We start from the raw sequence: 6,750 nt of genomic DNA, 5'->3' as shown, positions 1-6,750 counted from the left end.
ATGGTTGGAAAAGTCGTCCCCATCAAGATAGTGTTCGGAGATTTAAGCTTAAATTGAAGAAACTAACACAGAGGAGAGTATAGACCTAACAAGACGTATTGAGCAACTGAATTTGTCCATTCGAGGATGGATAAACTATTTCTCATTGGGAAATATGAAAAGTATTGTCACCAGCATAGATGAGCGCTTGCGTACTCGCCTACGAGTGATTATCTGGAAGCAATGGAAGAAGAAATCGAGACGATTATGGGGATTGCTTAAGTTAGGAGTTCCTAAATGGATAGCAGATAAGGTATCTGGCTGGGGTGACCATTATCAATTAGTAGCTCAGAAGTCGGTACTAAACGTGCTATATCAAAACCAGTCCTTGAAAAACGTGGACTGGTTTCGTGTTTGGATTATTACCTTGAACGACATGCGTTAAAAGTTAGTTGAACCGCCGTATGCCGAACGGCACGTACGGTGGTGTGAGAGGGGCTAGAGATTATCCCCTACTCGATTAAGCAATTTCCTTGACATTTTTCTTATTTTGCGCTATCATATATACATATAATATATGGGAGTCTGTGTACAGTCTGAGAGGAAGTGTTAAACTTCGACCGCACCTGATCTGGGTAATGCCAGCGGAGGGAACGATACTTAGTCTAATTTTGCACCTTTTCCATGTATGGTAAAGGTTTTTCTTTTTTTAAAAAGGAAAACGAGAAGAGGAGGTTCTTATGAAAGCAAGCATTGCCTTGCAAGTTTTACCCCTAGCACAGGGGATTGATCGGATAGCTGTTATTGATCAGGTCATTGCTTATCTGCAAACTCAAGAAGTGACGATGGTAGTGACACCATTTGAAACGGTCTTGGAAGGGGAGTTTGATGAGCTTATGCGCATTCTAAAAGAAGCGCTGGAAGTGGCAGGGCAGGAGGCAGATAATGTCTTTGCCAATGTCAAAATAAATGTAGGAGAGATTTTAAGTATTGATGAGAAACTTGAAAAGTATGCTGAGACGACACATTAGTCTATTGGGTTTTCTGGGAGTCTTGTCAATCTGGCAGTTAGCAGGTTTTCTTAAACTTCTCCCCAAGTTTATCCTGCCGACACCTCTTGAAATCCTCCAGTCTTTTGTGCGTGATAGAGAATTTCTCTGGCACCATAGCTGGGCGACTTTGAGAGTGGCTTTACTGGGGCTGATTTTGGGAGTCTTGATTGCCTGTCTCATGGCTGTGCTCATGGATAGTTTGACTTGGCTCAATGACCTGATTTACCCTATGATGGTGGTCATTCAGACCATTCCGACCATTGCCATAGCTCCTATCCTGGTCTTGTGGCTAGGTTATGGGATTTTGCCCAAGATTGTCTTGATTATCTTAACGACAACCTTTCCCATCATCGTCAGCATTTTGGACGGTTTTAGGCATTGCGATAAGGATATGCTGACCTTGTTTAGTCTGATGCGGGCCAAGCCTTGGCAAATCTTGTGGCATTTTAAAATTCCAGTCAGCCTGCCTTACTTTTATGCAGGTCTGAGGGTCAGTGTCTCCTACGCCTTTATCACAACAGTGGTATCTGAGTGGTTGGGAGGCTTTGAGGGTCTTGGTGTCTACATGATTCAGTCCAAGAAACTGTTTCAGTATGATACCATGTTTGCTATTATTATTCTGGTATCGATTATCAGTCTTCTGGGTATGAAGCTGGTTGATGTCAGTGAAAAATATGTTATTAAATGGAAACGTTCGTAGAATTAGGATGTTTCTGAAAAAGAAAAGAGGAAATCAAAATGAAAAAAACATGGAAAGTGTTTTTAACTGTTTTAACAGCTCTTGTAGCTGTTGTGCTTGTAGCTTGTGGTCAAGGAACTGCTTCTAAAGACAACAAAGAGGCAGAACTCAAGAAGATCGACTTTATCCTAGACTGGACACCAAATACTAACCACACAGGGCTTTATGTTGCCAAGGAAAAAGGTTATTTCAAAGAAGCTGGAGTGGATGTTGATTTGAAATTGCCACCAGAAGAAAGTTCTTCTGACTTGGTTATCAACGGAAAGGCACCATTTGCAGTGTATTTCCAAGACTACATGGCTAAGAAATTGGAAAAAGGAGCAGGAATCACTGCCGTTGCAGCTATTGTTGAACACAATACATCAGGAATCATCTCTCGTAAATCTGATAATGTAAGCAGTCCAAAAGACTTGGTTGGTAAGAAATATGGGACTTGGAATGACCCAACTGAACTTGCTATGTTGAAAACCTTGGTAGAATCTCAAGGTGGAGACTTTGAGAAGGTCGAAAAAGTACCAAATAACGATTCAAACTCGATCACACCGATTGCCAATGGAGTATTTGACACTGCTTGGATCTACTATGGATGGGATGGAATTCTTGCTAAATCTCAAGGTGTAGATGCTAACTTTATGTACTTGAAAGACTACGTTAAAGAATTTGACTACTACTCACCAGTCATCATCGCAAACAACGACTATTTGAAAGATAACAAAGAAGAAGCTCGTAAAGTCATCCAAGCTATTAAAAAAGGTTACCAATATGCCATGGAGCATCCGGAAGAAGCAGCTGATATCCTCATCAAGAATGCACCTGAACTCAAGGAAAAACGTGACTTTGTCATCGAATCTCAAAAATACTTGTCAAAAGAATACGCAAGCGACAAGGAAAAATGGGGTCAATTTGATGCAACTCGCTGGAATGCCTTCTACAAATGGGATAAAGAAAATGGTATCCTTAAAGAAGACTTGACAGACAAAGGCTTCACCAACGAATTTGTGAAATAATGACAGAAATAAGACTAGAACACGTCAGTTATGCCTATGGTCAAGAGAGGATTTTAGAGGACATCAATCTGAAAGTCACTTCAGGTGAAGTGGTCTCTATCTTAGGCCCAAGTGGTGTAGGAAAGACCACCCTCTTTAATCTAATCGCTGGGATTTTAGAAGTTCAGTCAGGGAGAATTGTCCTTGATGGTGAAGAAAATCCCAAGGGGAGCGTGAGTTATATGTTGCAAAAGGATCTGCTCTTGGAGCACAAGACGGTGCTTGGTAATATCATTCTGCCTCTCTTGATTCAAAAAGTGGATAAGGCAGAAGCTATTGCCCGAGCAGATGACATTCTTGCGACCTTCCAGTTGACAGCTGTAAGAGATAAATACCCTCATGAACTCAGTGGTGGGATGCGTCAGCGTGTAGCCTTGCTTCGAACTTACCTTTTCGGGCACAAGCTCTTTCTCTTGGATGAGGCCTTTAGTGCCTTGGATGAGATGACCAAGATGGAACTCCACGCTTGGTACCTTGAAATTCACAAGCAGTTGCAGCTAACAACCTTGATTATTACTCACAGTATCGAGGAGGCCCTCAATCTCAGCGACCGCATCTATATCTTGAAAAATCGCCCTGGGCAGATTGTTTCAGAAATTAAACTAGATTGGTCTGAAGATGAGGATAAGGAAGTCCAAAAGATTGCCTACAAACGTCAAATCTTGGCAGAATTAGGCTTAGATAAGTAGAAAAATAGGGAGTTGGTGAAGATTATCCTTTACCAGCGCCCTTTTTCTTTTAAAAATGAGAAAATTTCGGTATAATAGTCAAACAAGGTCAAGGTTTAAAGAGAGAGGTGGGTTTGTTATGAGATTTAAAAATACATCGGATCATATTGAGGCCTACATCAAGGCGATTTTAGATCAATCTGGTATCGTGGAGTTGCAACGGAGTCAGTTGGCTGATACCTTTCAGGTTGTCCCTAGTCAGATTAACTATGTGATCAAGACACGCTTTACCGAAAGTAGAGGCTACTTGGTTGAAAGTAAGCGTGGTGGCGGAGGCTATATTCGTATAGGACGGATTGAGTTTTCTAGTCATCATGAAATGCTCAGGGAGCTGCTTTACTCAATTGGTGAGCAGGTCAGTCAAGAAATTTATGAGGATATTCTACAGCTTTTGGTTGAGCAGGAATTGATGACCAAGCAGGAGATGAATTTGCTTGTGGCAGTAGCTTTGGATTGCGTCCTAGGAGAAGAAGCTCCAGTCCTTCGAGCTAATATGCTACGACAGGTTATACAAGAGGTAGATAGAAAAGGGAAGTAAGATGAACTATTCAAAAGCATTGAATGAATGTATCGAGAGTGCCTACATGGTGGCTGGCCATTTTGAAGCTGGTTACCTAGAGTCTTGGCACTTGTTGATTGCCATGTCCAATCACAGTTATAGTGTGGCAGGGGCGACTTTAAACGATTATCCATATGAGATGGACCGTTTAGAAGAGGTGGCTTTGGAACTGACTGAAACGGACTATAGACAGTATGAAACTTTTACGGAGTTGCCGTTCTCCCGTCGTTTGCAGGTTCTTTTTGACGAAGCAGAGTATGTAGCGTCAGTGGTCCATGCTAAGGTATTAGGGACAGAGCATGTCCTCTATGCGATTTTGCATGATGGCAATGCCTTGGCGACTCGTATTTTGGAGAGGGCTGGTTTTTCTTATGAAGACAAGAAAGATCAGGTCAAGATTGCTGCTCTTCGCCGAAATTTAGAAGAACGGGCAGGCTGGACTCGTGAAGACCTCAAGGCCCTACGCCAACGCCATCGTACAGTAGCTGACAAGCAAAATTCTATGGCTAATATGATGGGTATGCCCCAGACTCCGAGTGGTGGTCTCGAGGATTATACGCATGATTTGACAGAGCAAGCTCGTTCTGGCAAGTTAGAACCAGTCATCGGTCGGGACAAGGAAATCTCGCGTATGATTCAAATCTTGAGTCGGAAGACAAAGAATAATCCTGTCTTGGTTGGGGATGCTGGTGTCGGGAAAACTGCTCTGGCGCTTGGTCTTGCTCAGCGTATTGCTAGTGGGGATGTGCCTGTGGAAATGGCTAAGATGCGCGTGTTAGAGCTTGATTTGATGAATGTCGTTGCAGGGACACGCTTCCGTGGTGACTTTGAAGAGCGCATGAACAATATCATCAAGGATATTGAAGAAGATGGCCAAGTCATCCTCTTTATCGATGAACTCCACACTATCATGGGTTCTGGGAGTGGAATTGACTCAACTCTGGATGCGGCCAATATTTTGAAGCCAGCCTTGGCGCGTGGAACTTTGAGAACGGTTGGTGCCACCACTCAGGAAGAATACCAAAAACACATCGAAAAAGATGCGGCCCTTTCTCGTCGATTCGCTAAAGTGACGATTGAAGAGCCAAGTGTGGCAGACAGCATGGCCATTTTGCAAGGCTTGAAGGCGACTTATGAGAAACATCACCGTGTGCAAATCACAGATGAAGCGGTCGAAACAGCCGTTAAGATGGCCCATCGTTACTTGACTAGTCGCCATTTGCCAGACTCTGCTATAGACCTCTTAGATGAAGCAGCAGCAACAGTGCAAAATAAGGCTAAGCATGTAAAAGTAGACGATTCAGGCTTGAGTCCAGCTGACAAGGCCTTGATGGATGGCAAGTGGAAACAGGCAGCTCAGCTAATCGCAAAAGAAGAGCAAGTGCCTGTCTATAAAGACTTGGTAACAGAGTCTGATATTTTGACTACCTTGAGTCGATTGTCAGGTATCCCAGTCCAAAAACTGACTCAGACTGACGCTAAGAAATACCTGAACTTGGAAGCTGAACTACACAAGCGTGTCATCGGTCAAGATCAAGCAGTTTCAAGCGTTAGCCGTGCTATTCGCCGCAATCAGTCAGGGATTCGCAGTCACAAGCGTCCGATTGGTTCTTTTATGTTCCTAGGACCCACAGGTGTCGGGAAGACCGAATTGGCCAAGGCTTTGGCAGAAGTTCTCTTTGATGACGAATCAGCCCTTATCCGCTTTGATATGAGTGAGTATATGGAGAAATTTGCAGCCAGCCGTCTCAATGGAGCTCCTCCGGGTTATGTGGGTTATGAAGAAGGTGGGGAGTTGACCGAGAAGGTTCGCAACAAACCATATTCCGTTCTCCTTTTTGACGAGGTAGAGAAGGCCCACCCAGATATCTTTAATGTGCTCTTGCAGGTCTTGGATGATGGTGTCTTGACCGATAGCAAGGGCCGCAAGGTTGACTTTTCAAATACCATTATCATCATGACGTCAAACCTTGGTGCGACAGCCCTTCGGGATGACAAGACCGTCGGTTTTGGAGCTAAGGATATTCGTTTTGACCAGGAAAATATGGAAAAACGCATGTTTGAAGAGCTGAAAAAGGCTTATAGACCTGAGTTTATCAACCGTATTGATGAAAAGGTGGTCTTCCATAGCCTGTCTAGTGACCATATGCAGGAAGTGGTGAAGATTATGGTCAAACCTTTAGTGGCAAGTTTGGCTGAAAAAGGCATTGACTTGAAATTACAAGCTTCTGCACTGAAATTGTTGGCAAATCAAGGATATGACCCAGAGATGGGAGCTCGTCCACTTCGCAGAACCCTGCAAACAGAAGTGGAAGACAAGTTGGCAGAACTTCTTCTTAAGGGAGATTTGGTGGCAGGCAGCACACTTAAGATTGGTGTCAAAGCAGGCCAATTGAAATTTGATATTGCATAAAAATGGAGAATCAGGAGTAATCTTGATTCTCTTTTGCCAAATTTCAAGTTCAAGTTAGCCATGAAGAAGTCTTCTCTGGGTGATTTGTAGTTCAAGCATTTTTTAGGATAGTTATTAATCCAATTTTAGATGAATGCGACTTCTTTGGGAGTCGTTTTCTTAGTTCCCTTAGGTAACCATCTCCGAATGAGCCTGTTGTGATTCTCATTAGTTCCCCTTTCCCAAGAGGCATCG

Annotated in this window: 6 protein-coding genes, 2 pseudogenes and 1 riboswitch; of the genes and pseudogenes, 7 read left to right on the top strand and 1 reads right to left on the bottom strand. The window is 43.2% G+C overall.

Annotated elements, in window-relative coordinates:
- The 7 genes and pseudogenes from HT701_RS07185 to HT701_RS07155 form a co-directional block, all read left to right on the top strand.
- Positions 1-435 (top strand): annotated as a pseudogene (locus HT701_RS07185) (group II intron maturase-specific domain-containing protein); the annotation flags it as partial.
- Between the two features lie 111 nt (positions 436-546).
- A riboswitch (TPP riboswitch) is annotated at positions 547-649 on the top strand.
- 70 nt (positions 650-719) lie between these two features.
- On the top strand, positions 720-1,010 hold the full coding sequence (locus HT701_RS07180) for a thiamine-binding protein (RefSeq protein WP_138704777.1): 291 nt from the start codon (positions 720-722) through the stop codon (positions 1,008-1,010).
- Positions 973-1,731: an ABC transporter permease gene (locus HT701_RS07175; protein ID WP_166730803.1), complete on the top strand. Its 759-nt coding sequence runs from the start codon at positions 973-975 to the stop codon at positions 1,729-1,731. Before HT701_RS07180 ends, HT701_RS07175 begins: the two co-directional genes overlap by 38 nt.
- Positions 1,732-1,769: 38 nt before the next feature.
- A complete protein-coding gene (locus tag HT701_RS07170) occupies positions 1,770-2,777 on the top strand; it encodes an ABC transporter substrate-binding protein (RefSeq protein ID WP_172931371.1) in 1,008 nt (335 codons plus the stop codon).
- Positions 2,777-3,505, top strand: coding sequence for an ABC transporter ATP-binding protein (locus HT701_RS07165; RefSeq protein ID WP_172931370.1), 729 nt, complete (start codon positions 2,777-2,779; stop codon positions 3,503-3,505). The genes HT701_RS07170 and HT701_RS07165 overlap by 1 nt, the downstream gene beginning before the upstream one ends.
- Before the next feature lie 118 nt (positions 3,506-3,623).
- Entirely contained in the window at positions 3,624-4,082 is a 459-nt protein-coding gene (locus tag HT701_RS07160) for a CtsR family transcriptional regulator (protein WP_172924319.1), read from the top strand.
- Position 4,083: 1 nt separating this feature from the next.
- On the top strand, positions 4,084-6,516 hold the full coding sequence (locus tag HT701_RS07155; protein ID WP_079252987.1) for an ATP-dependent Clp protease ATP-binding subunit: 2,433 nt from the start codon (positions 4,084-4,086) through the stop codon (positions 6,514-6,516).
- A 128-nt stretch (positions 6,517-6,644) separates the two neighbouring features.
- On the opposite strand, the pseudogene HT701_RS07150 reads toward HT701_RS07155, so the two are convergent.
- Positions 6,645-6,750, bottom strand: a pseudogene (locus HT701_RS07150) (IS30 family transposase); the annotation flags it as partial.

This window comes from Streptococcus sp. 10824, assembly GCF_013276595.1.
GTDB lineage: Bacteria > Bacillota > Bacilli > Lactobacillales > Streptococcaceae > Streptococcus > Streptococcus pseudopneumoniae.
Note: the sequence above shows the minus strand (reverse complement) of the source record. Positions and strands in the feature narration are given on the sequence as shown.

What these genes read in the sequence shown, in the direction of transcription:
- HT701_RS07155 (WP_079252987.1), top strand. Translation starts at nt 4,084, where the DNA reads ATGAACTATTCAAAAGCATTGAATGAATGTATCGAGAGTGCCTACATG.
- HT701_RS07160 (WP_172924319.1), top strand. Translation starts at nt 3,624, where the DNA reads ATGAGATTTAAAAATACATCGGATCATATTGAGGCCTACATCAAGGCG.
- HT701_RS07165 (WP_172931370.1), top strand. Translation starts at nt 2,777, where the DNA reads ATGACAGAAATAAGACTAGAACACGTCAGTTATGCCTATGGTCAAGAG.
- HT701_RS07175 (WP_166730803.1), top strand. Translation starts at nt 973, where the DNA reads ATGAGAAACTTGAAAAGTATGCTGAGACGACACATTAGTCTATTGGGT.
- HT701_RS07180 (WP_138704777.1), top strand. Translation starts at nt 720, where the DNA reads ATGAAAGCAAGCATTGCCTTGCAAGTTTTACCCCTAGCACAGGGGATT.
- HT701_RS07170 (WP_172931371.1), top strand. Translation starts at nt 1,770, where the DNA reads ATGAAAAAAACATGGAAAGTGTTTTTAACTGTTTTAACAGCTCTTGTA.